Annotated in this window: 20 protein-coding genes; 4 read left to right on the top strand and 16 right to left on the bottom strand. The window is 74.2% G+C overall.

The window, feature by feature from the left end; translation table 11 throughout:
- The first annotated feature begins 1 nt into the window (after window position 1).
- Window positions 2-1,057, top strand: a complete 1,056-nt coding sequence (locus tag CHF16_RS35535) for an NYN domain-containing protein (protein WP_089330574.1) — start codon at window positions 2-4, stop codon at window positions 1,055-1,057.
- Window positions 1,058-1,229: 172 nt separating this feature from the next.
- On the top strand, window positions 1,230-2,435 hold the full coding sequence (locus tag CHF16_RS35530; protein ID WP_143228252.1) for a YncE family protein: 1,206 nt from the start codon (window positions 1,230-1,232) through the stop codon (window positions 2,433-2,435).
- 14 nt (window positions 2,436-2,449) lie between these two features.
- On the opposite strand, the gene CHF16_RS35525 is transcribed toward CHF16_RS35530, so the two are convergent.
- The 11 genes from CHF16_RS35525 to CHF16_RS35475 form a co-directional block, all read right to left on the bottom strand.
- Window positions 2,450-5,557, bottom strand: a complete 3,108-nt coding sequence (locus CHF16_RS35525) for a BTAD domain-containing putative transcriptional regulator (RefSeq protein WP_425427541.1) — start codon at window positions 5,555-5,557, stop codon at window positions 2,450-2,452.
- 61 nt (window positions 5,558-5,618) lie between these two features.
- Window positions 5,619-6,077: a pilus assembly protein TadG-related protein gene (locus tag CHF16_RS35520; RefSeq protein ID WP_245869737.1), complete on the bottom strand. Its 459-nt coding sequence runs from the start codon at window positions 6,075-6,077 to the stop codon at window positions 5,619-5,621.
- The gene (locus tag CHF16_RS35515; protein WP_245869736.1) at window positions 6,074-6,520 is read right to left on the bottom strand and encodes a TadE family protein; all 447 of its coding nucleotides are present in this window, start codon (window positions 6,518-6,520) and stop codon (window positions 6,074-6,076) included. The genes CHF16_RS35520 and CHF16_RS35515 overlap by 4 nt, the downstream gene beginning before the upstream one ends.
- Window positions 6,517-6,966, bottom strand: coding sequence for a TadE family protein (locus tag CHF16_RS35510; protein ID WP_089330571.1), 450 nt, complete (start codon window positions 6,964-6,966; stop codon window positions 6,517-6,519). The genes CHF16_RS35515 and CHF16_RS35510 overlap by 4 nt, the downstream gene beginning before the upstream one ends.
- Window positions 6,967-6,972: 6 nt before the next feature.
- Window positions 6,973-7,194 carry a Flp family type IVb pilin gene (locus tag CHF16_RS35505; protein WP_245869735.1) on the bottom strand — a complete coding sequence of 74 codons (222 nt, stop codon included), beginning with the start codon at window positions 7,192-7,194 and terminating at the stop codon, window positions 6,973-6,975.
- Between the two features lie 52 nt (window positions 7,195-7,246).
- Window positions 7,247-8,194: a type II secretion system F family protein gene (locus tag CHF16_RS35500; protein ID WP_089330570.1), complete on the bottom strand. Its 948-nt coding sequence runs from the start codon at window positions 8,192-8,194 to the stop codon at window positions 7,247-7,249.
- Complete coding sequence (locus CHF16_RS35495; protein ID WP_089330569.1) at window positions 8,191-9,180, bottom strand: type II secretion system F family protein; 990 nt, start codon at window positions 9,178-9,180, stop codon at window positions 8,191-8,193. Before CHF16_RS35495 ends, CHF16_RS35500 begins: the two co-directional genes overlap by 4 nt.
- A gap of 34 nt (window positions 9,181-9,214) precedes the next feature.
- The gene (locus CHF16_RS35490) at window positions 9,215-10,516 is read right to left on the bottom strand and encodes a TadA family conjugal transfer-associated ATPase (RefSeq protein WP_089330568.1); all 1,302 of its coding nucleotides are present in this window, start codon (window positions 10,514-10,516) and stop codon (window positions 9,215-9,217) included.
- Entirely contained in the window at window positions 10,517-11,419 is a 903-nt protein-coding gene (locus CHF16_RS35485) for a hypothetical protein (RefSeq protein WP_245869734.1), read from the bottom strand.
- A gap of 2 nt (window positions 11,420-11,421) precedes the next feature.
- Window positions 11,422-12,363 carry a CpaB family protein gene (locus CHF16_RS35480; RefSeq protein WP_245869733.1) on the bottom strand — a complete coding sequence of 314 codons (942 nt, stop codon included), beginning with the start codon at window positions 12,361-12,363 and terminating at the stop codon, window positions 11,422-11,424.
- A 238-nt stretch (window positions 12,364-12,601) separates the two neighbouring features.
- Entirely contained in the window at window positions 12,602-13,306 is a 705-nt protein-coding gene (locus CHF16_RS35475) for a TetR/AcrR family transcriptional regulator (RefSeq protein ID WP_089330567.1), read from the bottom strand.
- 156 nt (window positions 13,307-13,462) lie between these two features.
- Between CHF16_RS35475 and CHF16_RS35470 the strand changes: the two genes are divergently transcribed.
- Together CHF16_RS35470 and CHF16_RS35465 are read left to right on the top strand one after the other, a co-directional pair.
- Complete coding sequence (locus tag CHF16_RS35470) at window positions 13,463-14,404, top strand: NAD-dependent epimerase/dehydratase family protein (RefSeq protein ID WP_089330566.1); 942 nt, start codon at window positions 13,463-13,465, stop codon at window positions 14,402-14,404.
- 37 nt (window positions 14,405-14,441) lie between these two features.
- Window positions 14,442-18,890, top strand: coding sequence for an FtsK/SpoIIIE domain-containing protein (locus CHF16_RS35465; protein ID WP_089330565.1), 4,449 nt, complete (start codon window positions 14,442-14,444; stop codon window positions 18,888-18,890).
- 19 nt (window positions 18,891-18,909) lie between these two features.
- On the opposite strand, the gene CHF16_RS35460 is transcribed toward CHF16_RS35465, so the two are convergent.
- From CHF16_RS35460 to CHF16_RS39860, 5 genes are all read right to left on the bottom strand, one after another.
- Window positions 18,910-19,893: a phosphotransferase family protein gene (locus tag CHF16_RS35460; protein WP_089330564.1), complete on the bottom strand. Its 984-nt coding sequence runs from the start codon at window positions 19,891-19,893 to the stop codon at window positions 18,910-18,912.
- The gene (locus CHF16_RS35455) at window positions 19,890-22,352 is read right to left on the bottom strand and encodes an aminoglycoside phosphotransferase family protein (RefSeq protein ID WP_143228251.1); all 2,463 of its coding nucleotides are present in this window, start codon (window positions 22,350-22,352) and stop codon (window positions 19,890-19,892) included. The genes CHF16_RS35460 and CHF16_RS35455 overlap by 4 nt, the downstream gene beginning before the upstream one ends.
- Window positions 22,353-22,464: 112 nt before the next feature.
- Window positions 22,465-22,896, bottom strand: a complete 432-nt coding sequence (locus CHF16_RS35450) for a hypothetical protein (protein ID WP_143228250.1) — start codon at window positions 22,894-22,896, stop codon at window positions 22,465-22,467.
- A 62-nt stretch (window positions 22,897-22,958) separates the two neighbouring features.
- On the bottom strand, window positions 22,959-23,525 hold the full coding sequence (locus CHF16_RS39865) for a hypothetical protein (protein WP_143228249.1): 567 nt from the start codon (window positions 23,523-23,525) through the stop codon (window positions 22,959-22,961).
- Between the two features lie 13 nt (window positions 23,526-23,538).
- Entirely contained in the window at window positions 23,539-23,799 is a 261-nt protein-coding gene (locus CHF16_RS39860) for a hypothetical protein (RefSeq protein WP_143228248.1), read from the bottom strand.
- Between the last annotated feature and the right edge of the window lie 98 nt (window positions 23,800-23,897).

The following is a 23,897-nucleotide window of genomic DNA, read 5'->3' as shown; positions in this document are numbered from 1 at the left end:
CATGGCCACCTCGGAGTACGTTGCACAGCCCGCGCGATACGCCATCTTCGTCGACGCGGGATACCTTTACGCGGCCTCCGGTGCGCTGCTGCTCGGCTGCGGATCCCGGCGCGAGTACCGGGTCGCCGCCGAGAAGCTGATCAAGGCGCTGACCGACCACGCCGACGGGCAGCGGCGCGGCGAGCTGCTGCGGGTCTACTGGTTCGACGCCGCGCCGAAGAAGCAGCCCACGGTCGACCAGCGCGTGATCGCCAACCTGCCGCTGGTGAAGCTGCGGCTCGGCAACCTGAACGCGCAGGGCCAGCAGAAGGGCGTGGACGCCCAGCTCCGCGCCGACCTGGAGGCCCTCGCCCGGCACCGCGCGATCACCGACGCGGTGCTGCTGGCCGGCGACGAGGACATGCTGCCCGCCGTGGAGGCCGCGCAGCGCTACGGCGTCCGCGTGCACCTGTGGGGCGTCGAGCCGACGCACGGCTCCAACCAGGCCGAATGGCTGGTGTGGGAGTCCGACACCGTCGAGGTGCTGCCCGCCGAGTTCCTCCGCCCGTACTTCACCAAGGCCAAGGTGCTGCCGGTGCCCGCGCCGGGCAGCGCCGCCGCCGTCCGGGACGCCGCGGCCGCCGCGCAGCGCGCGAACCCCGTCCCGTCGCCGTCCCAGGTGTTCGCGGGCAAGCCCCCGTCGGTCAAGCCGGTGCCCGCCGCCGTCCGCGCGACCGTCCCGGTGCCGGGCTCCGCGACCCCCGCCACGGTCGCCGCCTCGCTGAACTCCACCGCCGCCCAGACCGACGGCAAGCTCGGCCCCGACCGCGACCACATGCTGGAGATCGGCGAGCACGTCGCCCAGAAGTGGATCTTCGAGCGGGGCCGGGACAACATCCGCGACCTGCTCCCCGGCCCGATCCTGCCGCCCGTCATCGACAAGGAACTGCTGATCGAGGCCGAGAAGGAGCTGGGCTCATCCCTGCGCCCCTACCAGGAGGCCCGCACCTGGCTCCGCGACGGCTTCTGGGAGCGCGTCTACCGCGAGTTCGGGATAGGGATCGGGACCTCCGACTGACCGGCGCCTGGAGCGGAGCGCCAGCGGAGCGGAAGGCGACGGGCAGTCGGAGCCTTCCCGGGGGCGTGGGGGTCGTCCCCCACAAATGACACCGACTGAGCTGCCGAGGCCACGTCGAACACGTTTCGCTGTTGGGCGGACACTGAGCGTCGCGCGCCGGTAGGGTCCGGCCGTGATGCGGGCACGAGCACGGGCCGCCGCGCTGCCGTTCGCCGCGGCCCTCACGATGGCGTCCGGGGTGCTGGCCGGGTGCGGTCCGGCCGTGCCGTTCCACCGTCCCGCGGAGCCGTCCGCCGACGATCCCGTGGTGGGGCTGGGCGGTCCGGCGCCGTACCTGCGGGTGCGGCCGGACGGCGAGCGCCGCGCCGCCGATCCCGGCGGGGTGCCGGTCGCGCCGGCGGGCGGGCGGGTGTACGCGGCCACCGGCCCCGGCATGATCGCGCCGAACGCGCGGGGGCTGCCGCCGCGGATCTACGTCGCGAACGGCCGGTACCTCGACGTCGTCGATCCCGGCGCGGCCCGGGTCGTCGGGCGGTACCGCACCGGGGCGGCGGCGTCCCGGGTCGTGCCGTCGTGGGATCTGCGGCGGCTGTGGGCGGCCGACCGCGGGCGCGGCCTGCTGGTCCCGATCGGGCCGCACGGGGGGCGGCGCGGGCGGCCGGTGCGGGTCCCCGGCCCGGCCGGGCTGTACTTCACGCCGGACGGGCGGGACGCGCTGGTCCCGGCGCGCGGCCCGCGCCGCGTCGACGTGCGCGACCCGCGGACGATGGCGCTGCGCGCGTCGGTGCCGATGCCGTGCTCGGCGGCCCACGCCGACTTCACCATCCGGGGCCGGTTCCTGGTCGCGACGTGCACGGCCGCCGGTGAGCTGGCGCTCGTCGATCTCGCCGGGCGGCGCGTCGCGGGGACGCTGCGGCTGCCCGCGGGGGCCCGGCCCGGCGATCTGCGGCTCTCCCCCGACGGCGCGGTGTTCCTCGTCGCGGACGCGGCCGAGGGCGGGGTTTGGCTGGTGGACGCGCGGCGCTTCGCCCTGGCCGGGTTCGTCCGGACCGCGCCGGGCGCCCGCGGCCTCGCGGTCAGCCGGGACGCGCGGCGCCTGTTCGTGGTGGGCGACGGCACGCTGACCGCCGTCGACTTCCGCACCCGGCGGGCGGTGTCCCGCTGGCCGCTGCCCGGCGGCGGTTCCCCCGTGCCGGGCGGCGTGTCGTCGGACGGGACGGAGCTGTGGCTCGCCGACCCCGCCGGAGTCGTCTACGCGGTGTCCACCGGCACCGGCCGCGTCCTGCGGAAGGTGCGGGTCGGGGGCCGCCCGGCGGGCCTGTGCGTCCACCCGCAGCCGGGCCGGTACTCGCTCGGCGGCACCGGCCTGTACCGCTAGCCGTATCCGGCCGGCTAGCGCGACCCGACGCGGTGCCAGTCCGGGACGAGCTCCTCCACCAGAGCCTCCGTTTCCGGCTGGAGCTGGTCGAGGTAGGGGTCGCGGGCGATGCGGGAGCGCAGCTCGTCCACGACCACCCGCACCTGCGCGACGTCGCCGGTCGCGTGGGTCGCGCGGAGCAGGTCGCGCCACAGGCCCTCGTCGTCGGGCGCGAGCCGCAGCCCGGCGCGGGCCGCGCTCACCGCGCCGCGCGGGTCGCCCTCCTCCAGCCGCAGCACGACGAGCCGGTGCGCGACGTCGATGATCCGCGCGGGCGTCTCGTACTCCAGGTCGTGGTTCGCCAGCCACGCGTACCGGCCGCGGGGGCGGTCGGCGAGCAGCGGGCCGCGGACGAGGTCCAGCGCGTACGCCATGTAGGCGGTCTCGGACGCGGGCTCGGCCGCCGACCGCCACACCAGCCAGCGGAACACGGCGATGTCGACCCGCACCTCCGAGCCGAGCCGGATCCGCCCGCGCTCGTCGTGGTACAGGTTGGGGCGGCCGCGCGCGTCCCGGCCGAGCCAGTCCGACACGCGGGCCACGGTCGCGTCGCGGACGCCCGCGCTCACGCCGCGCGGCCACACCGCGCCGGACAGCACCGTCGGGTGGACGCCCTCCGGGTGCGCGGCGAGGAACACCAGCACCTCGGTGCAGAGCGCGCGGCGGCTCTCGTCCATCGGCCCCGGCGCGTCGACCTCGATGGGGCCGAGCAGCCGGATGTCGACCGAGGACTGCTGCGCCGCCGGCGGCTCGGCGCCCCCGGCCAGGCCGGGAAGCTGCACCGAGTCGAGCCGCTCCGCCGTGCGGAACAGCTCGAACACGCCGCGGTACTCGTCGTCGCGGACGAGCTGCGCCTCCACATCGAAGCCGAGCACGCCCGCCTGGAGGCGCCCGGCGGCGTCGACGTCCCAGGTCCAGGTGGCGCCCTGCACGTCGCCGGGGACGATGTACCCGGCGGCCATCCGGGTGCCGGTGCGGGCGAGCGCGACGAGCCGGTCGGCGGCCTGCTCGTCCGGGCGGTCCGCCATGATCAGGTAGTGCGGCATCCACGCCTCGCCGAACACGCCGCGGCAGCGTCCGGTGAGCACCGAGTCGACGCCGGACGCGGCGAGCGCCTGCCGCACCTCCTCGCTGCGCCCCTCCAGCTCCGGCAGCGCGTCGTGCAGGGTCGGGACGGCGCGGACCCGGTCCGGAGCGATCTCGGTGAGGCCCTCGCCCAGCTCGGCGTCGAACCCGACGAGCGTGATCCGCATGTGGTCGGACCAGCGGTTGGTGGCCAGCTCCAGCGCGATCGCCGACAGCGCGGCCCGCCGGGCGTCCTCGTCGCCGCGCACCGCGATCAGCCCGTGCGCGGCCTCCAGGTCGACGAGGATGCGGCCGCTGGCGTTCGTGCCGATCGACACGAGGCCCGGGTAGGGGGCGAGGACGTCGCCGAGGTCGGACGCCTCCAGCATGGGCAGCGCGTCGTCGCGCAGCCGCCACACCTGGCCGTCGTCGAACGCCTGCCAGGGGGCGGGCGGGTTGCGGTCGGCGGGCGCGATCCACAGGTCGAGGCTGCCGCGCCCGAGATGCACGCCGTAGACGGTGGGGAGCGCGCGGCCGCCCGCCGCCATCGACTTCGACATGTGCCGCAGGCCGAGGTCGAGGAGCTTGGCGGCGTCGTCGTCGGCGCCGATCCGCAGCGCCCGCTCCGTCTCCGCCGCCGCCCCTTCCGGCCGGACGACCATGTGCCCGAACGCGCGGTTCCACAGCTGGAGGCGGCGGCGCCGGCCGAGCACGCCGAGCAGCCCGGCGGCGATCAGCGACGCGGCGGCGAGGCCCTGCGGCCAGCCGAGGTCGAACGCCGAGCCGGTCTCCTCCTGGTGCTGCCCGTCCTTGCCGGGGACGTCGGCGCCGCCGCTGCCGGCCTTCCCACCCATCTCACCGGACGGGCCTTCGGCGTGCGCGGGCGGATGCGCGGGCTCCGACCCGCGCGGCGCCTCCTGCTCGGGCGCCTTGCTCTGCTCAGGTGCGGGGCTCTGCTCAGGTGCGGGGCTCTGCTCGGGCGCGGGGGTGTGCTCCGGCGCCGGGGCCGGCGACGCGGGCGGCGCCTGCGAAGCCGGAGGCTGGGAGGCGGGCGGCTGCGTCGCCGGAGGCTGGCTCGCCGGAGGTTGGCTCGCAGGAGGCTGCGCGGGCTGCTGCTGCTTCGGCGGAGCCGGGGCGGGCGCGGGGGCGGGCCGCTCCGGCTCGTCCGGGACGGCGTGCCCGTACCGGAAGTAGTCGTTCAGGTCCTTGACCGGGACGACCTTCGCGCCCTTGGCGTCCGCCGGCATCTCCAGGATCCAGCCCGGACGGATCAGGCTCGCGATCGTCAGCCGCGTCCCGTCCGGCTGGATGTGGTTCTTGTTGAGGGCGTAGATCTCCTTGTAGCGGCGGCCCTCGCCGAGGCACTTCTCCGCGATCTCCCACAGGCTCTCGTGGTGCCGGCCCTCCGGCGGCTGCACCCGGTAGATCTTCGTGGTGGCGGACTTCTCCACCGGGTCCGCGGTCAGATCGGCCGCGACGCGGCCGGCGGCCTCGGCGGCCGGATGCTCCGGGGCGTCCGCCACCTGCTGGAACGTCTGCGCCTGGGGCCGCGTCTGCGGCGCCGGTGCCTCCGCCGCCGCGGCCGGGCGCTGCGCGAGCCCGCCCGCGGTGAACGCCGGCATGATCGTGGTGGTCGCGGTGAACAGCAGCAGCGCGGCCACGACGAGCCGGTGCACGAGCGACTGCGTCCCGCCCGCGAGCGGCACCCGCGCGGGCACGCCGACGCCCCGCACGCCCGCGTACACCTCGACGACGACGCACGCCGCGAGTTGCAGCCAGGCGAGCCACACCAGCGCGACCAGGATCGCGATCAGCGATCCGGGCCCGACCTTCTGGGTGAGGTCGGACATGGACGGCAGGTGGTCGGGCAGCGGTGATCCGAACGCCGCGACCAGCGCGAGCGGGACGCCGGCCAGCAGTGCGGCCAGCGCGATGACCGCGCCGATCCCGGCCAGAATGTCGCCCGCGCTGCGGCGCCCGTTCACCCGGACGGGCGCCCGCCGTCCCTGCCGCGTCACCATCGCGTCCCTGCCGTTTCGCCGGAGGTCGCCCTCATCGTAAATGTGTTCTCGCGCTCGATCACGGGCCTTCGCCTCCGGTGACCGGCCGGGCGGTGGCGCCCGCGGTCATCTCGAACGCGCCGAAGCCCGGGATGATCCCGAGGAGCTGCGGCCGCACGCTGATCTGGACGGAGACCGCGACCTCCTGCTCGTTGGCGTCGCACCGCGACGCGGTCACCTCGTCCGGATGGGCGGCGAGCAGGTCGCACGCCGCCGCGCGGGCACGGCCCGGGTCGAGGACGGGGTCGCCGGTCTCGCGCAGCCTGGCGGTGTCGATCTGGTTGGCGCCCGCCCGCGCCGCCTGCTCCGCCATGTCGGCGGCGCGCTGCCGGGCGTGGATGGCGAGGCCGCCGTCCACCAGCAGCCCGGCCAGCAGCAGGACGACCGGCGTGAACAGCACCGTGTACATCGCGATCGTGCCGCGGTCGTCCCCGCGGCGGTCGTGAGCGGCGCGTGCGACGGGCGCGGCGGGCCTCATGGCGCGGCCCCCGGGTCACCGGCGTCCGTGCCTCGGTTGGTGAAGGTGTCGACGGGCGCGATGGCGTGGCCCTGGAGGCGCTTGCTGCCGGGCAGCCCGATGAACGCCAGGTCGCCGAGGTCGACGTCGCACGTGACGGTCACGCCGACGCTCCCGCCCGGCCCCCAGTCGGACACGTCCGTCTGGACGGTGGGACCGCCCGAGCACCAGTCGGTGCCGCGCATCCCGGCGGCGGCGGTGTCGGCGGCGAGGGCCTGCGCGGACCCGGCGCTGCGGGCGATGGACGCGGCGCGGGCGGAGTCCCGGGCGGCGCCGTCCACCTGGCTCTTGGCGTCCACCATCCGGCCCGCGCCGGCGAGGAAGAGCAGGAACGCGATGAAGATGGGCGTGACGAGCACCATCTCCAGCGACATCGAGCCCCGCTCGCGCAGTTCGTCCGTCACGGCCCGGCCCCCCGCTGGCAGGCGGTGCCGGAGCCGACGTCCGGCCGGAAGCACTCGATCGGCCCCTGCGAGCGCTGCGACACGTGGAACGTCAGGAACGGCACGACCCGGACGGCCTCGCCGCTGACCTCCACCCACCGCTCGTCGTTCTCCTCGCCGGCCCGCACCTGGAGGCCGCTCAGCAGGTCCGGGCCGATCTCGCGGACCGACCCGGCCGCCTTCGCGGTCGCGGCGCCCTCCCAGCCGCCGCCGACCGGGGAGGTCCGCGCGACGCGGGCGCCCGACTGCGCCGCGGCGAGCGCGACGTGCCGGGCGTGGAAGACCATGGCGAACTGCACGACGACGAGCATCACCAGGATGAGGATCGGCGTGAGCAGCGCCCACTCCATCGACGACACGCCCGCGTCGGACCGCAGGAGGGGGGCCGCGCGCTCCCGGAGCCGCATCGGGGGTCAGCCCGTGTTGATGCTGTTGGCCTTGTCCTGGATCTTCTTCTGGATCACCGCGCCGATGGTGATCGCGATCAGCGCGAGGATCGCGGTGATGATCGCCCACTCGATCGCGGACGCGCCGCGGCTGCGGTCCTCCTCCGCGCGCAGCCGCGCCACCCGCGCGCCGAGGACGGCGCGCAGGTACACGACGGACGGATGGTCCAGGGGGTTCAGCGGTTCCATTCGGGCACCTCCACGGGTTCGGCGGACGGCCCCTGCGTCCGGGCGCGGCGGGTCATGAGGCGAGCACCCGCATCAGGGCCGGGTAGGCGAGGAAGATCAGGAATCCGGCGCACAGGAACAGCTGCGCGACGAGCATCGACTGCGAGCGCTCGCCCGCCTTGCCCTCCAGCTCCGACAGCTCCCGGCTGCGCATGGACGCGGCGCGGGCGGCGAGCGACTTGCGGATCTGCGCGCCGTCGTCGGAGACGAGCGCGAGGGCCCCGGCGAGGTCGCGCAGCTCGGCGACGTCGAGCTCCTCGCCGAGCCGGCCGAGCGCCTGCCAGGGCGTCCGCCCGGTGATGCGGGCGTTGGCCAGGGCGTCCTGGATGCGGTGCATGGCCCAGCCCTCGCCGACGTTCGACGCGGTGAGCAGCGCCTCCGGGACGCCGCGCCCGCCCGCGAGGTTCATCGAGACGAGGTCGAGGAACGCGCCGACGACGTGCCGGAAGTCCTGCCGGCGGGCCTGCGCCTCCTGCCGGAGCTGCATGTCGGGGTAGAAGAAGAACAGCACGGCGAACAGCACGCAGATCCACGCGGGGACGGCGACGGACGAGCCGAGCCCGAGCAGCGTGAAGTAGGCGACGATCAGCGGGATGAACAGCAGCGCGCCCGCCGGGAGCAGGAACTTGGTGGCGAGGAACGCCTCCAGCGACCGGTCGGTGATCGCCAGGTCGGCGCGGACGGAGCGCAGCCGCCAGCCGCGCGCCTCGCAGAGCTTCGCCAGCTCGTGGCCGAGCCGGGCGCGCATCCCGCCAGCGCGCTCCAGCATCGGCGCGGTGCCCCGCGGCCGGGCCGCGCCGCCGCCGGGGTGTCCGAGCCGCTGCTCCTCCAGGTCGCGGCGGCGGGCGGCGTCGAGCGCGGCCATCCGCGCGGCGAGGCCGGGACGGGCCGGGAACAGCGCCCGGACCAGCAGGTACAGGCCGAGGCCGACGGCGGCGCCGGCGAGCATCGCCCCGTTCACGTCGCGCCACCCCCTCCGGCGTCCATCGTGTGCCGGCCGCGCAGCGGCGGTTCCTGCCCGGCCTGCCGCCCGCCGTCGCCCTGCCATCCGGCGACCGTGCTCGGCATCTCGCCGGGCACGCCCGGCTCGGCGGTCCGGCGCGGCTCGCTGAGGAACCGGCCCGGCAGCTCGTAGCGCGCGAGGCGGCGCAGCCACAGGAACGCGGCCCCGTACAGCGCGACGACGACGCACAGGACGAGCTGCCCGAGGAAGTCGTCGTACGGCTCGACGTAGGAGTGGTTGAACACGGCGAGGGCGAGGGCCGTCCCCACCGAGACGGCGACGACGATGCGGACGCTGCGCCGGGTGGCGCGCCGGTCGGCCTCGACGCGGCGCCGCATGTCGAGCTCGGCGCGGGCGGACGCCGCGAGGGCGCTCAGCATGTCGCGCAGGCCGGGGCCGCGGAGCTTGGCGTTGAGGATCAGCGCGGCGACGACCAGGTCCGCGGACGGGTCGTCGATGTCGTCGGCGAACCGGCGCAGCGCCTCCGGCATCGGGACGCGGGTGTGCAGCCGGTCGACGAGGTCGCGCAGCGGCTGCTGGAGGGCGGGTGCGGCGGCGCGCTGCGAGGCGGGGATGGCCTGCTCCAGGCCGACCGCGCCCGCGATCGTGTCGCGCAGCGACTCCGTCCAGGCGGCGAGGCCCTCCAGCCGCGCCATGCCCCGGCGCTCCTCGGCGGCGCCGCCCGCCAGGCCCTCCCAGGCGAGGACGAGCGCGCCGGTGCCGGCGGCGGCGATCGGCCACCGCGTCACGATCAGCACGAGGAAGCCGACGATGACGGCGACGGCGGTGCGGGTGGTGAGGGTGCGGACGAGGTCCTCGCGGCTGCGGCCGCGCGCGGGCCCGCGCCGGGGCGGCAGCCCGCGCAGGGCGACGACGAACAGCAGGACACCGCCGCCCACCAGGGCGCCGGCGATGACGGCGAGCAGGACGTCCGGCGCGTACATCAGCGCTCACCCCCGGCCGGCCCCGCGCGCCCGGTCACCACGCGCCCCCGGCGGACGGGTCGTAGCCGTGCTCGGCCAGTTCGGCGGCGCACGCGATCGGCGCGGACGGCACCGCGTACCCGCCGGGGCCCATCGCGAACACCTCCGACGACAGGACCCGCCCGTCCACGCCGGTGACCTCCCGGACGCTGGCCACGTAGCGGCGCAGCCGCCCGCCGGAGGCGTAGTCGTTGCGCTTCTCGATGAACACGACGAAGTCGATCGCGCCCGCGATCAGCATGTGCGTCGCCTCGACCGGCAGCCGCTCCTCCGACTGGATCGCGTACGTCGCGACGCGGTTGAACACCTCGACCGAGGAGTTCGCGTGGATGGTGGACAGCGACCCGTCGTTGCCCTGCGTCATCGCGTTCAGCATCGTGACGATCTCGTCGCCGAGCACCTCGCCGACGATCACCCGGGACGGGTTCATCCGCAGCGACCGGCGGACCAGCTCGGCCATCGAGATCGCGCCCTGCCCCTCGGAGTTCGGCAGCCGCTGCTCGAACGCGACGCAGTTCGGGTGCAGCTCGGGGAAGGCGTCCAGGCCGAGTTCGAGGGCGCGCTCGACGGTGATGAGCCGCTCGTGCGGCGGGATCTCGTTGGCGACCGCGCGCAGCAGCGTCGTCTTCCCCGCGTTGGTCGCCCCGGCGATCATGATGTTCTTGCGGGCCAGCACGGCGGCGCGGAAGAACTGCCCGACCTCGGGGGTGAGCGTGCCGTTGCCCACCAGGTCGGCGAGGAACACCTTGCCGAGCCGGGCGCGGCGGATCGACAGCGCGGGGCGGACGGTCACGTCCATCACGGCCGACAGCCGCGAGCCGTCCGGCAGCCGCAGGTCGAGCTGCGGGTTCGCGGTGTCGAACGGCCGCGACGACAGCCCGCTGTAGGCGGCGAGGATCTGGATCAGCTCGACGAGCTCCTCGTCGCTCTCGGCGACCGGCTCGCCCATCACCTCGCGGCCGTCGGCGTAGCCGATGAACACGCGGTCGCACCCGTTGATGTCGATGTTCTCGATCTCGGGGTCCTCCAGCAGGGGCTGGAGCCGGCCGACGCCGAACAGCGCCGCGTGCACACCGGCGGCGAGCGCCTCCTCCTCTTCGGCGTTCGGCGGGCGCCGCCCGGAGGTGATCTCGCCGCGCGCGTACTCCTCCAGCACCTGGCCGATGAGCGCGCGGGCGAACTGCCGCTCGTCCTCGGGGGTCATCGGCTGCAGGCCGTTCGCCGCGTCCAGCCGGCGCTGCTGCGCCAGCCGGTCGCCGACCTCCTGGCGGAGGCGTTTGACGAGCCCGTGGTCCATCTAGCGCCTCCCTTCCTGAGGTACGCCCGCGGGCATGTCGGCCGCTTCGGGAGCCGGCCCCATCGGTGCGGCCGGTGCGGCGGGCGCCGGGCCGGCGGCGGCGAGCCGTCCGGTGAGGTCGGCCGCCACCTCGCGCGCCGACCGGATGAGCAGCGAGCGGTCCAGCCGCCCGCCCCACCGCCCGGACAGCAGCTCGGCGCCCTTCGGGTCGAGGGCGAGGCCGCCGAGGACGGTCACGCCCGGCGGCGGCGGGCCCTGCCCCGGGTCGGCGGCCGGGACGCGGTTGCGCACGATGATCCGGTCGACCTCGGCGACCGAGCCGCGGAAGTCGCGCGGGTCGGCGAGCACCAGCACCCCGATCGGCGGGCCGCCGCGCAGCTCGGCGGTGAGCGCGGTGACGCGCTCGCGCAGGTGCGCGACCTGCTCCAGGGTGGCGCGGGTGAGCAGGACGACCAGGTCGGCCTCGCGCAGCAGGTCGAGCAGCGGGCCGCCCGCGCCGAGCCGGCCGCAGTCGGCGATCACGTCCACCGGGGCGAGCCCGGCGAACGCCCGGCCGAGCGGCCCCCACAGCCAGGTCATCGCCTGCGCCTGCTCGGCGTTGGTGAGCCCGACGAGCACGTCGAGGCCGCCGACGAGCCGCTGGCAGTGCTCGGCGATCTGGTCGGGGCGCAGGCCGCGGCGGGCCGTCGCGGCAAGGCTGAGCAGGCCGCGGGACGGGTTCAGCATGCCGCCGTCGCCGTCCCCGCCGTCCGGCGCGGCGGCGGGCAGCCGGTACACGAGGTCGCCGCCCGCCTGGTCGCACTCCGCGACCAGCACGGGGCGCGGCCACACGGCGCCGAGCGCGACCGCCGCGGTCGTGACGCCCGGCGCCCCCTTGTCGGCCGCGAGCGCGATGAGAGCCACCGTCAGTTACCGCCCGTGCCCGTGCCCGTACCGGTGCCCTGGCGTCCGCCGCCCGTGCCGCCGCTGTTGGGCGTTCCGCCGCTGTTGGGCGTGGCGCCGCCGTTCGGCGTGCTACCGCTGTTCGGCGTGCCGCCGGGGACGGGCTGCACGCCCTCGGTGCCGCCGGAGTCCTCGCGGGAGGGCTTGCCGGCCGCGGCGGGCTTCGTCCCGGGCGGCAGCAGCGCGAGCGCCACCGCGCCTGCGGAGGCCGCCTGCGTCACCTGCGGCGCGTCGGCCGGGAGGACGGCGACGTCCACGCTGGTCTGGTCGGAGCGGAGCCGGGTCGGGCCGCCTTCGTCGCGGGCGCCGATCCCGATCACGACGGCGTCCTGGGCGAGGACCGTGCCGGCGCGCGGGCCGCCGTTCTGGCCGCCGCCGACCGCGTAGAGGGTGACGTGGCTGCCCTGGACGACGTCCCCGGACGGCATCTGCCCGGCCTTGAGCGCGAGCCCGACGATCACCCGCCCGCTCTCCGGGGCGGTCGCCGGGCTGATCATGCCGTTGGTCAGCAGGGCGCCCTTCACCAGCGGGACGGCCGCGATGTACCGGGTCACCTTGGCCCGCTCCGTCCAGGCGAGGTACTGGATCCCGGTGTCGCCGATCTGGACCTCCTCCAGCGCGCTCGCCGGGATCGGCTGCCCGGCGGCGACCGGCTGCGCGACGCGGATCGCCGAGACCCGCTCCCCGCTCGCCATCACCAGGTAGGCGCTGGCGAGGGCGCCGCCGAGGATCAGCAGCACCGCGAGGGCCGCCAGCGCGGGCTTGCGCTCGCGCGGCGAGGCGGGGAGCCGCTGCCCCCCGGAGGTGCCGAGCCCCGACCGGCCGAGCCCCGCCGCCCCGCCGGACGAGCCCGCCGCGCCACCGCCGGAGACGATCGACTGGTTGGCCTTCATCGCGCTGCCCACGCGCTCCTTCCCGCCCTCCCGCGGCACCCGTCCCGCGGGTGTCCGCGCATACCGAGCGATCCATGCTTGCGGGGGCGGCAAGGTCCCGTCAATGGATTCGGTGAGGTGAAGCCGTTCCGTATCCGAGCAGACGGTGATGAGCTGCGAATTCTCCGATCACACGGCTACTTACCACCAGTCACATGCGTCACTGACCACATGCTGGACACGTCCGGACACCCCGCGAGGCCCCGCCGCGTCACGGTTCCAGGCCGACGAGGCGGCCGAGCAGGGCCATGGAGTGGTCGAAGTACGCGGCCCGTTCCTCGTCGATCACGTTGGTGAATTGCCCGAACAATTCAAAGCTGACAGTTCCGTACAGGCCGGCCCATGCGGTGAAGGCGCGAGTCAGCACATCGTCGGGCAGATCCATGGGCAGCACGGAGCGCGCGTGAGCCAGGTCGTCGGCGAGCGAGGACGGCGGGGGCGGAAGCGGCCCTGCCGGGTCGAGCGCACCCGCGGCGTACGCGTCGGAGATGATGCGCGCGAAGACGACCGTGTCGCGGACGGCGGCGGGGACGGTGTCCTGCGGCGCCGTGTAACCGGGGACGGGCGACCCGTACAGCAGGGCGTACTCGTGGGGATGCTCCAGCGCCCATTCCCGGACGGCCCTGCACACCGCGAGCCACCGGCCGCCGAAGTCGCCGGGGTCGGCGGCCGCGTCGGCGCGCTCGACGGCCTCCCCGACCGCGTTGTAGCCGTCGATGATCAGCGCGGTCAGCAGGTCGTCGCGGCTCGGGAAGTACCGGTAGATCGCCGACGACACCATGCCCATCTCGCGGGCGACCGCGCGCAGCGACAGTCCCGCCGCGCCCTCGGTGGCCAGGTGCCGCCGCGCGGTCTCGGTGATCTCCCTGGTCAGCTCGGCGCGCACCCGCTCGCGCGCCGTCCGTCCCGCGCTCATGCGCGCCCGCCGCGCCGGGCCCGCGCCCCGTTCCGTCTGCTCATGGCCCGAGGTTAGCAGAGCGACGCACTGAAGCGAGAGCACTGCTCTTGACAACACCGCTCTCTGGAGAGAGCATTGCTCTCGTTACAGAGCACTGAACCGAGGGAGCAGGCCATGGGCAGGCACGTGATCGTCGGAGCGGGGCAGGTCGGGGCGCACCTCGCCGACCGGCTCACCGCGAGGGGGCACGACGTCGTCGTCGTGACGCGGTCGGGATCGGGGCCGGAGGGCGTCGAGCGGGTCGCCGCCGACGTCGCCGACCGGGCACGGCTGACGGAGGTCACCAAGGGCGCGGACGCGCTCTACAACTGCGTCAACCCGAAGTACCACCGCTGGGCGCAGGACTGGCCGCCGATGGCGGCGTCCTTCCTCGGCGCCGCCGAGGACACCGGGGCCGTGCTGGTCACGCTGAGCAACCTGTACCTGTACGGGCCGGTGGACGGGCCGATGACCGAGGACCTGCCGCTCGCCGCGGCCGACACCAAGGGCCGGGTGCGGGCGACGATGTCGCGGGACGCGTTCGCCGCGCACGAGGCGGGCCGCATCAGGACCACCGAGCTGCGGCCGTCCGACTTCTACGGGCCCGGCAGCACCGACCAGGCGTACATCGGCGAGACCCGGTTCGTGAAGCCGCTGCTCGCAGGCAAGCGGGTGCCGTACTTCAGCGACCCGTCCGTCCCACACCCCTGGACGTACCTGCCGGACGTCGCCGAGGCGCTCGCCATCGCCGGCACGGACGAGCGGGCCCTCGGCCGGGTCTGGCACGTCCCGACGGCGCCGGCGGTGTCCACGCTGGAGGTCGCCGAGCGGCTGTGCGCGCTCGCGGGGGCGCCCGCGCCGCGGGTCACCGAGGTGCCCCGCGCCGTGTTCCACGCGCTCGGGCTGTTCTCCCCGATGCTCAAGGAGCTGCGGTCAACCCGCTACCAGTTCGACAAGCCGTACATTCTCGACTCCTCCGCGTTTCAGGCGACGTTCGGGATGGCTCCCACCCCGCTGGACGACGCCCTCGAAACGATCATCGCCGCCTACCGGAAGTCGGCGGGGGTTGGTGCCTAAGCTGACTCCGGTCGACCAGCGGACGTCGGAGGCTCGGATGCGGATCTCGTTCACGGCGCTGACCGGCGGCGGCCCGCGCGACGTCGTCATCGACGCCGACGCCGAGGCCACCGTCGGCGGGATCGCGCAGTCGCTCGCCGCCGTCCTCGACGGCGCCCCGCCCGCCCCCGCGCCGCGCTTCTCCAAGGCGGCCCTGCTCGCCAAGGACGGGCGCGGCCCGCGGCGGGCGCTGTGGATGGACGGCCGGATGCTCGACCCGCAGGCCCTCGCCGTCAAGGAACTGCGGGACGGCGCCGTCGTCGCGGTCGAGCAGCGCGGCGCCGCCGCCACCGTCCTCGCCGAGCCGACCGGCCTGGTCGAGGTCCGCGTCGTCGGCGGCCCGGCCGCCGGGTCGGTGCACCGGCTCGGGCTCGGCACCAGCACCATCGGGTCCGGGCGCGACGTCGACGTGGTGCTGGACGACCCGTCCGTCCCGGCGCGGTCCCTGCGGCTCACGGTCGGGCGCGACGCCGTCGAGGTCGAGGCGTCCGCGATGACGATGCAGGGCGCCGCCGCGCTGGACGGCACGCCGCTCGGCGCGAAGACGGCCTGGCCCGCGGACGCGCTGCTGACGGTGGGCGACAGCGTGCTCGCGCTCGCCCCGAGCGCCGCGCCCGACGCCCACCTGGAGCCGCTCCCCGAGGGCGGGCTCGCGTTCAACCGGCCGCCGCGGCTGCATCCGGCCGACCGGATGCGGACGCTGGACGTCCCGAAGCGCCCCGAGCGCAATCCGCGGGAGCGGCTCCGGCTCTTCGGCGCGCTGCTGTTCTCGGCGTTCGGCCTGGTCATGGCGTTCGCGCTCGGCCAGTGGTGGTGGGCGCTGTTCGCGCTGGCCTGGCCGGTGATGACGGTCGGCGAGTGGATCGGCGACCGGCTGCACGGCCGCAAGTCGTACAAGAAGGCGCTGAAGGAGTACCACCGGCGGTCCGGCGAGTTCGACGGCGAGCTGGAGCGGCTGCGGCGCGCGGACGAGGCCGAGCGGCGCGCCCTGCACCCCGACCCCGCCGAGGTGCTGCTCACCGCCACCGGCCCGCGCCGCCGCCTGTGGGAGCGGCGCCGCGACGACGCCGACGTCCTGCACCTGCGGGTCGGCCTCGCCGACCTGCCCGCCCGCATCGAGCTGACCGGCGACCCGGGCGCGGTGCCGATCCCGGCGGCCCGGCGGGTCCCGGTGGCGCTGCCCCTCGGCGAGCTGGGCGTCATCGGGCTGACCGGCCCCCGGTACGCCTCGCGCGCGCTGGCCCGGTGGATGGTCGCGCAGGCCGCCGTCCTGCACAGCCCCCGCGACCTCGCCATCGTCGTCCTGTCCGCCGACCAGCAGGCCGGCGACGAGTGGAACTGGGTGCGGTGGCTGCCGCACTGCGCACCGCGCGAAGGCGAGGACTGCGTCGCCCTCGTCGGCGCCGACCCCGAGTCGGCCGCGCACCGCATCACCGAACTCGCGATCCGCGTCACCGAACGGCGCCGTGCCGCACAGGCCGAATCGTCGTTCTTCGGGCAGGACGCTGCGCCGTCCGTCCCGTACAACATCCTGATCGTGCTCGACGGCGCGCGCGCACTGCGCCGCCTGCCCGGCATGCCGATGCTCCTGTCGCGGGGTTCCGAGTACGGGCTCTACGCCATCTGCGTGGACGACGAGGAACGCCTGCTCCCCGAAGAGTGCCAGGTGGTCGCCGCATGGGACCCGCAGCGTCCGTCCCAGCTCCACCTCCAAGGGCAGGGGCTCGAAGTGGTCGGGCCCGTGCTCGCCGACCAGGTCTCACCTGCCTGGACCGACCGGGTGGCGCGCGCGCTGGCCCCCGTCCGGGACGTGTCCCGCGAAGACGCCGCCGACTCCATTCCCACCGACGTCCGCCTCCTCGACATCCTCGGCATGCCCGAGCCCACGGCGGAGCACATCCTTCAGTCATGGGGCCGGATGGGGCGCACCACCCGCGTCCCCATCGGCATCGGCTCGGGGCAGCCCTTCGAGATCGACCTGCGGACCGACGGCCCCCACGGCCTCATCGCCGGGACCACCGGCGCGGGCAAGTCGGAACTGCTGCAGACCCTCATCGCGTCCCTCGCCGTGGCGAACCGCCCGGACGAGATGACGTTCGTCCTCATCGACTACAAGGGCGGCGCCGCGTTCAAGGACTGCGCCCGCCTCCCCCACACCGTCGGCATGGTCACCGACCTCGACGGCCACGCCACCGAACGCGCCCTCGAATCCCTCGCCGCCGAACTCCGCCGCCGCGAGGAGATCCTCCTCGACGCGGGCGCGAAGGACGTCGACGACTACAACGACATGCGCACCGCCGACCCCGGCCTGCCGGCCGTGCCGCGCCTCGTCCTCGTCATCGACGAGTTCGCCGCCATGGTCACCGAGCTGCCCGACTTCGTCACCGGCCTCGTCGACATCGGCCGCCGCGGCCGGTCCCTCGGCGTCCACCTCGTCCTCGCCACCCAGCGGCCCGCCGGCGTCGTCACCGCCGACATCCGCGCCAACACCAACCTGCGCATCGCGCTGCGCGTCACCGACCCGGACGAGTCGACCGACGTCCTCGACTCGCCCGAGGCCGCGCAGATCTCCAAGTCGACTCCGGGCCGCTGCTACGTCCGCTCCGGCGTGTCGGCGCCGCAGGCCGTCCAGTCCGCGCGGATCGGCGGCCGCCGCCCCGGCGCCGCCGGCCCCGGCACCACCGTCCTCCCGCTGCCCTGGCAGGGTCTCGGCCACCCGCTGCCGTCCCCCCGCGAGGCCGCCGACGACACCACCCTCGCCACCGACCTCGGCGTCCTCGTCCAGGCCGTCGACGAGGCCGCCCGCCGCGCCGGCATCGCCCGCCAGCCGTCCCCGTGGCTGACCCCGCTGCCCGAGATGATCAGGCTGACGCCCCGCACCGCCGCGGGCGGCTCCGTCGTGGACGTCCCGCCGATCCGGTTCGGCATCACCGACCTGCCCGCCGTCCAGTCCCGCGAGGAACTCGCCCTCGACCTCGCCGCCGGCGGCCACCTGTACCTCGCCGGGTCCGCCCAGTCGGGCCGCTCCACCGCGCTGCGCACCATCGCCGGGTCCCTCGCCTCGTCCTGCTCCCCCTACGACGCCCACCTGTACGCGATCGACTGCGGCGCCAACGCGCTGCTCCCGCTGGTCTCCCTGCCGCACTGCGGCGCCGTCGTCACCCGCGACCAGCTCGACCGCTGCGAGCGCCTCCTCACCGCCCTCACCGCCGAGGTCGCCCGCCGCCAGCAGACCCTCGCCGAGGCCGGCTTCGCCTCCCTCGCCGAGCAGCGCGCCGCCGTCGCCGCCACCGACCGCCTCCCCTGGATGGTCCTGCTCCTCGACCGCTGGGAGGGCTTCCTCGGCGCGTTCGAGCACTACGACTACGGCCGCCTCGTCGACCAGACCATCCGCCTCCTGCGCGAGGGCGCCGCCGTCGGCCTGCGCGCCGTCTTCACCGGCGACCGCTCCGGCCTCGGCGGCCAGATCTCCACCGTCTTCGACCGCCGCCTCCTGCTGCGCATGGCCGACCCGAACGACTACGGCTACGGCGGCCTCCAGGACCGGCAGATCCCCGCCGCGATGCCGCCCGGCCGCGCCCTCGAACCCACCGCCCCGAACGCGCCCCCGCGCGAATCCCAGATCTGCCTCCTCGGCGACGACCCGTCCGGCACCGCCCAGGTGGCCGTCCTCCAGGAGATCGCCCGCACCTGCGTCTCCCGCTACGGCCGCCTCCCCCGCCGCCGCGGCCCCCTCCACGTGGACGAACTGCCCGTCCGCGTCACCTACCGCGAGGCCATGTCCCTCGACCCCGAGTTCACCGCCCCCTCACCGCTGTGGGCCCTGGTCGGCGTCGGCGGCGACACCCTCGGCCCCATCGGCGTCGACCTCCTCAACGAGGGCCCCGGCTTCGCCGTCGCCGGCCCGCCCCGCTCCGGCCGCTCCACCACCCTCCGCACGATCGTCCACTCGCTCCTCGACCCGGCCGTGGGCGGCGGCCTCGTCCCCGTCGTCCTGCTCACCCCCCGCCGCTCCCCGCTCCGCGCCCTCGCGGACCGCCCCGGCGTCCTCGGCGTCCTCACCGCCGACTCCGACCCCGACGACCTCGCCGACGCGATCGGCGACGAGCACCGCTACGCCGTCATCGTCGACGACGCCGAACTCCTCGACGAGACCGACCTGGACGACGCCCTCCGCGACGTCCTCCGCACCGCCCGCGACGGCGAGCACGCCGTCGTCATCGGCGGCACCACCGCCGACCTGGGCCGCGGCTACCGCGGCTTCCTCTCCGACACCCGCCGCTCCCGCTCCGGCGTCCTGCTGTCCATCGACTCCCCCGACGACGGCGACCTGTTCGGCCTCCGCCTCCCCCGCAACGCCCCCCTGGGCGGCCCCACCGGCCGCGGCCTCTTCGTAGCCACCGGCCAACAAACCCAAATCCAGGTAGCCCTACCCCCCACCGACTGACCCCGTCTCAGCGGGCCGCTCAACGCCCGCGAAGAGCTTTCTCGACGCTCCGAGGCTCAACCGGCTCGGCGATGCCCCAGTAGGGACGCGCGGCGTCGAGCTTGGCAGCCAGCGAGGCGACGAGCTGCCGCTCCGGATACGGGTAAGGGCCATCGGCGGCGAAGAGCTGCGAATAGCGGACGGAGTCGACAACGGCCGACTTGATGCGTTCGTGCGTGAGGTAGGCGTCCAGGTCCGGCTGCCAGCCGGTGGTGTGCTCGGGCGGCATGGCGGCCTGCCAGCGGGTGATGAGGGCGTCCCGTTCTTCAGGCAGGTAGCCCATCTTGTGAATGTGGACGGCCAGGTCGTAGACAGGATCGCCCCAGAGCGTGAGTTCCCAGTCGAGGAAGGTCGTCCTGCCGTCGCCGACGATGACATTGCGGCGGTGGACGTCGGCGTGGACGCAGGTGAAGGGGCGCCGGGCAAGGCCGCGCCACAGGTCGTCCACCGGGGCGAGGGGGTCGGCGGGGATCGCGAGGGCGGCGAAGAGCTCGGCGTACTCGGCGCTGAAGGTGTCGTGGACGCGCTGGGTCAGGCCGGAGAGAAGCCGCGCGAAGCCGGTCGTGTCGCCGTCGGCCGGCCAGTCGGCGGGGGTGCCGGGGAGCCCGGGGACGTTCGTGAGCTGGGTGAAGAGGCGTACGACATCGTCCAGGACATGGGGCGGGACGGGGACGCCGCGCGGTGCCACGTCGTTGAGGACGTCTCCGGCGATGAACTCGTGGATCTGGAACGGCGGGTCGTCGCAGGAGTGGATCAGGCGCGGGGCGTCGCGGACGTGCGGGGCGATGGCGGAAAGGACGCGGTCCTCCCGCCAGGGCCGCAGGTCCATCATGTCGGCGCCATGGATCGGAATCCGGACGATGACCGGACCATCGGGGGTATCGACGCGGATGTTGTCGTTGTAGTAGCCGGCCGCGGAATCGCCGTGCGCGCGTGCGCGCTCGTACAGGTCCCGCCAGTTCATCCGTCCTCCAGCATGGCCGTCACGAGCGCGCGCGCCTGATCGTCCAAGAATGGCAGCAGGTTCGGTGGGCTGATCTGGTCGCGAGCCTGGGCGATGATCCCCTTCGTGTGGTCGTCGGCGGCGTCGAGACCGTCCAAGAGGTGCCCGGCCACCATGAGGAGCGTGGGGTAGACCTCGGCGGCGACCAGTTCCGCGATGGCCCAGCGGGCGGACGCCACGGCGGCGGACCGATCGCCTGTCCGGGCGTGGAGGAAGGCGCGGAAGAGTTCCGCGCGGGCACGGCCGGACCGGTAGCGCGCCCGTTCCAGGGCCTCGGTGGCCGCCTGGAAGGAAGCCGCCGCCGGGGCGTACTGCCCGAGGCGGACCTGTGCGATGGCCAGCGCCGTGAAGGCCTTCCCGATCTCATGGTGGGCGCCGAGCTCGGTCTGCGCGTCGAGCGCGTCCGCCGCGGCGTCGATGGCGCCGGCGGGGTCGGTCCAGGCGAGAAGCTCCGCCCTGTTGGTCTTGATATCGGCCTGGCCGATGATGGCGCCCGCTCTCGCGTAGAGCGCGGCGGCGGTCTCCAAGGACTGCGCGGACGTGTCGAGGTCGAAGCCGAAGCGGTAGCCGAGATGCTGGAGACGGACGACGTCGCCGCGCAGCACGAGGTCATTGTCAGGAGCCTCGGCAAGGATCTGCTGCGTGATCGACAACGCTTCGCCGAACCGGCCCTGGCACATGTCGAGGTCCGCCATGCAGAAGCCGGCCCGCAACCTGACCGGGCCGGAGTGGTGGTTCCAGACCTGGCGGAAGAGGCGCTGCGCTTCGCCGGTCGCCCCGGCGATGCGGCGGCCATGCGCGCCCGCCAGGGCGAGGCGCGCGCCGGGGACGTCGTCCAAAGGCCAGTCGATGGACGGCGTGAGGCGGGTGGCGGTGTCGGCGTCCCCGAGGAGGACGGCCGCTTCGGCCTCCAGGCAGCGGGCCGTCTGCGCGAGGCCCGCGTCGCCACCGGCGTCGAGGTGCTCGCGCAGGTCCTGGGCGATGCCGTCCATGCCCTGCTTCCCGCCGTACACCATGGCGCGGTCGGCGTAGGCGAGGACGTCTTCGCCGCACAGCACACCGGCGTGGAGGCCGCAGTACGCCGCCTCCCGGACGGCACGGGCCCGCGTCGCGACACCGTTCTCCGCCGTGTGGGCCTCGGCGGCGCGGGCGTCCCACACCTTCCGCAGGACGGCCTGCACGTCCCGGGCCGTGTCCCGGGTCAGGCGCCGGTGCAGTGCCGCGCGCATGAGCTGGTGGAGGCGGCGGCCGTTGGCCCCGGCGGGGTAGACGAAGGAGTAGGCGGTGAGCGACTCCCAGGCCATCCGGTGCCGGGGCAGGTCGAACGCGTCCGCCAGGCTCTGGAAGATCTCGTAATCGAAGATCCTGGCGACGCTCAGCAGTTCGAGGGTGCGGATCTCGTCGGGGGCCACATGGGCCAGGAAGCGCTGCAGGATCTCTTCGGAGGAGACGGCCGCGGCCTGCCGGGCAGTCGTACGGGTGTCCACGGCGAGGTGCAGGTAGAAGGGCAGCCCCTGGCTGGCCGTCGCGATCGCATGGCGCGCGGCGTCGTCGGTGATGCCGCCCTCCGCGAGGAGTTCCAAGCGCGCTGCCATCGGAAGGCCGTCCACCCGCTGGTGGCGGATGACGTCGGCCCAGGCGGGGTCCTGCCGTGCCCACGCCAGCGGTTCGCGGCTGGCCACGACGACCGCTCCCCGGTCGAGCTGCGCGATCAGGTCGCGCAGCCAGACGTCCTGTGCCGCCGCCCGCCCGGACCGCGCCGACGCGGGAACGAGGGCCTCGTAGGCGTCCACGAAGATGACGTAGGGGCGGTCGGAGCCGTCGCGCAGGTCCTCGGCGAACAGGTACGTGACGGCGTCGGCGAGTTCGGCGTTGGTCAGGTCGTCCAGCTGGCCGAGCGTGTCGTCGGACTTGATCCGGTGCCGCTGCCGCATCCCGCTCGTCGCTTTGCCCAGCAGGCGCAGCAGCCCCACGCCGGTGCCGAACACCGGCACGCCCGCCGCGCCGTCGATGATCTGGGAGAGCGCTTCGCTCTCGTCCACGAACGGGAGCTCTTTGGGAGAGAGGCGCAGATGCGGGTGGAGGCGTTGCCAGAGAACGGCGTAGGCGATGTCGAAGCGATCGAAGCGGATGCCCTGGCGGCCGAGTTCGACGCGGAGGACCGCGAGTGCGTCCTCCTGCTGCCGCATCGCGGGGACCTGCAGGTCGATCGTCGCGATCCGGTGGGTCTCGGCGCTGCGCTGCCCGATCTCCTGCAGCAGCCGGGACTTGCCGATGCCCCCGACACCGACGAGGTTGAACACGCACGGGGAGCCGTGCGGAGCGCTTAACACCTCGGCGAAGGCGGCCATCACCGCTTCCCTGTCCACGAACGGCCGGTGAAGAGCGGCGACCCGCCGGAAGCGCGGTTCAAGGGGCATCGACGTCCTCCGGGGCGACGGCGGTTTCCTCCGTCCGACGCGGGGAGGACGGAAAGTCGTTCCAGAGCGACGATAACCGGGCCCGCACGCCGCCGCATGGCGCAGCGGTAGGTCACCTGCGGCGGTAGCGGCTGTCGACCGTCCCGAACGAGGGATCCATCCACTTCGCGACCTTCTCGGGCGATGGCTTCCGCTTGGCCGACCGCCACACGCAGAAGAACACCACCACATAGGCGGCGGAAAGCGTCACCGCATAGCCGGCCCCGTACCCGATGTCGTACTTATCCCCGGGATCGAAGGAGAACGCGAAGGTCGAGACCGAGGTGACCAACCCCACCAGCCACGCTGCACAGGCCATCGCCCGAGTGGCCGCCGCGCTCGCCGCCACTCCGAGCAAGAGCGTGACCATCATCAAGGCGGGCAGCAACAAAGCCGGCCCGTCGATCACCTCGACCGCGGCCAACTCCCACAACACGTGAGGTGTGCCGCTCACTTCGATCCACGGCGCCATCGTCCATCCCGTCAGCGCCATCGTGACGGCCATCCCCCACACTGCACACCGGATCCGCCGCTCGAATTCAGCGGCACCTAACGCGGGCCCCCTGCTCATGACGGCCTCGGCGTGCACTTATGAATTTCCCCGAACCGCTTCTCCGCGATCCGCATGAAGTCGAACATGTCCTGCACCGCATCCCGCCCCCGCACCACCCGCGCGAAATCGATACTGATCCACAGTTTCTTGTGCCGACATCTGAACAACGCGAACACATAGTTGGGCAGCCCGTCGAGACCACCACTAGGATCATATCCAGCCAGCCCGCGCCCCAATTCTGTCGGGATCTTGTAATGTGACTTGTGCGCCCAATTAGCCCACTGCGTTCGCAGAATCTTTTCACCCTGATTGTACGACCACTGGACGCCCAGCACGCCCGGCCCCTTCGGCTGCAGCACGACACAGAGCCCATTGTCCGTTTGCGGCCCGGCCCAATCACTTTTCAGCGGAGCGGTCACCCCCGTTACCCGCCGGAGAGAAGCCTCTGGAACCAGGTCGCAGAGATAGGGAGCACCATCCACCACCGGCCGCACATCGGGCAGCGCTCTCGTCTTGGCCGCACCGCCGTCATCGCACCCGACGACGAGCATCGAAGCGATCACGAACAGAAGTCCCGGCATCCGACGCATCCCATCACCGCCGGGGACTTACAGAAACGTTCGTGCCATCCGAGCCCGTATAATGCCCCGCCGTCTTTTCTCGCCCATTGCGCATTGAATTTTTTACCGCTTCATCGATGTCGCCTAGATGCAGCTCGGCTTTCGTCCAGCGTAACAATTGCAGCAGCTCGGCGCTGCTGAGCGATTCAAGTGGCTTGACCGTGGGGTGCGGCCCCTTGGTAGCGAACGGCTTTCCCGCCAGGTCGGGCCCCTCAAGGCGGCCATGGCTCATCATGGAGCAATGCCGTTAAATTAAGCTGCTGGGCAGATCAATCGGATCGTGGCCGGCGAGTCGTGGGTGATGTTCTCGTCCGTCTCACGTTTAACTCGGTA

It is taken from the genome of Actinomadura meyerae (assembly GCF_900188445.1).
Classification (GTDB): domain Bacteria; phylum Actinomycetota; class Actinomycetes; order Streptosporangiales; family Streptosporangiaceae; genus Spirillospora; species Spirillospora meyerae.
This window is presented reverse-complemented; position numbering and strand designations above follow the sequence as displayed.